The organism is Microcoleus sp. B4-C1 (assembly GCF_036705285.1).
Lineage (GTDB): Bacteria > Cyanobacteriota > Cyanobacteriia > Cyanobacteriales > Microcoleaceae > Microcoleus.
Window position 1 is genome coordinate 1 of sequence record NZ_JAUBUC010000195.1, and the last position, 2,465, is coordinate 2,465.

Genomic DNA, 2,465 nt, shown 5'->3' on the forward strand with positions numbered 1-2,465 from the left:
TTGTTAGAGTCGATAGGGGCATTTCTACCCCTACCTCTCCTTCAGAACCGGACGTGAGACTTTCGCCTCATCCGGCTCCTTGATATCTTCATCCTTTGTTAAGGATACAATTCAAAACGGATTGCTAGAATAGTCCTTGTTGAGAGAACCGTCATTTTCCGTTTTTGTGTCGTGACAGTGTTTATGCAGAAGTTGGAGGTTTTTGTACTCATCCTTACCGCCTAGTGAGCGGGGTTGGATATGGTCAACTTCTACAGTGTCTGTAGGTGTAAAGTACAGACCACAGTGGGTACATTTACCTTTTTGTGTCTTAAGCAGTGTTGCCACTCTTTTTGGTGTTTCCGGGTATTCTCCGCGTCTCTTGCTCCAGTAAATCCAGTCACCATCGTAAGGCGTTGCGTTACCCTTCACTTTGACGTGCCTTACAATAGGCCTTGCTTTGTGTTGGACTAATTCTAAACCTTCTTCTGTGCTGAAACACCAATTTCTGTCGCCTACTGTTCGCCAGTATTTGTCTTTATTGATGCTACCTTTTCCCCGTCTTCTCGCCCATGCTCTTAGCTTGTCATAGGTAAGACTGTCTACCTTGTTAAAGGTATCTTTACTTACTACTGTTGAGTAATAGTTTGACCATCCCCTAATTATTGGATTCAGCCGACTAATTAAAGCGACTTGGGGGGCGGTGTTATGGGTGTCTATCACTTCTGCAATTTTAGCCAGATGGGCTTTGACTTTGGGCTTAGACGGGGTGATTAATGTTGTAAAACCTAGCGGTATTCCTACTGTATTTTTAGCACTTCGATAGTTGCCTACCTTGTATTGTTGTACATGGAATCCTAAGAACTCAAACCCAACATTTCCATTATATTCGTTGAGGGTGTGGGTTAATTTTGTTTTACTTGGCTTCAATTCTAAGCCAACATCACTTAACCATTCTGCAATTATTTTCTGACAGGCTAGTATTACTTCAATGTCTTTGTGAATAATCACAAAATCATCGGCGTACCGGATTAAACTTAAAGAACCTCGTTTATCTTTTTTACTGATTCCGTAGTATCCTTTTGTTAGCGTTTCGGCATATTGTTTGACCCGTTCTTCCATTCCATGTAAGGCAATGTTAGCCAAAAGTGGAGAGATGACCCCACCTTGTGGTGTGCCTTCTTTGGTCGGGAAGATTTCACCTTGGTCTAATACCCCACTTTTAAGCCAGGACTTAATTTGTGTTCGGAGTCCTGGATAGGTATTGATTTTGTCAAGTAATGCTTTGTGATTAATGCGGTCAAAACATTTGGAAATATCAGCGTCTAGCACATATTTAGCTTTGTATCTGATACTGTCAAAGATAGCTCCAATCGCATCGTGACATGACCTACCGGGTCTAAAACCGTATGAGTTTGGCTCAAATTTTGCCTCCCATTCTGGCTCAAGTGCTGCTTTCACAACTGCTTGCAAGGCGCGGTCGTACATTGTGGGTATTCCTAATGGTCTGGACTCATTGGTTCCTGGTTTTGGTATCATTACCCGACGTGTCGGTTGTGATTTACCAGTTATTTTGAGTTGACCTACTAGCTTTAATCGTTGCTTTGGGGTTAACAATTTTATGCCATCCACACCTGCTGTACGCTTGCCAGTATTGTCTTGTGTTACCCGTCGTACCGCTAGAACCTTATTAGACCATGAATTAATCAAGGTCTTTTGAAGCTTCCGAACTGCTTTAACATCGCCACGCTCACTTGCTCGATAGATACGTCTTTGCAACTTAAATGTCAATCTTTCGGCTTTTCGCCAATTGATTTGATTCCATTCCACCGTCGGGTTGTCCCGCGTTTTAGACTTATTCATTGCTACTAAGTTCCTATCCTTGAAGTTACCGTGTACCTGTCTGCATATCTCTGTCATTACAACAGAGCATTGGCTTCTGATACAATCCCTCTCTCATATATTGTTCGTTAGCTACTTACTGGATAATCGACATGATTCCAGAAATATATAAGAGTTACTTCGTTCCAAATACACATTGTTTGAGTTTTTAGTGCGATGCTATCCACCGGGTTTATGGGCGGTGCTTATAGGTCAAGTGTGAAATTGCCTATGCCCTATCCTTGCCTTTTGGCTTGGTCTTAATCAGTCTTTACCGTGTTTTTTCAACGGGTTTATTCTTGATTTAGCCATTTGACCATCTGAAAATTACGATGGTTCAGACACATCTTTGCTTTCGCTACACATGAACTCGTGCTCGACAGTTACCAGTTTCGGCTACCAGTAGTTCTTGTCTTTTATCCCCGCTTTACCCTATTGGTTGCTACCCAACAAAATAGGGGATATGCTTTTACCGCTGCACTTGCGGACTAGGACTAGGGACTTGTGAATCCCGCACCTAGATGTGTATTCAGTTATACTAACCATTTGGTTAGGCTAACCATCCCTGAGTATCTCTACCCATTTAGGTTAAACGAATCGCACTC

At 42.4% G+C, this 2,465-nt stretch carries 1 protein-coding gene; it reads right to left on the reverse strand.

Annotated features, from left to right (window positions below; all coding sequences use genetic code 11):
- Window positions 1–111: 111 nt before the first annotated feature.
- The gene (gene ltrA / locus QUB26_RS31575) at window positions 112–1,842 is read right to left on the reverse strand and encodes a group II intron reverse transcriptase/maturase (protein WP_333321248.1); all 1,731 of its coding nucleotides are present in this window, start codon (window positions 1,840–1,842) and stop codon (window positions 112–114) included.
- Window positions 1,843–2,465: the final 623 nt, after the last annotated feature.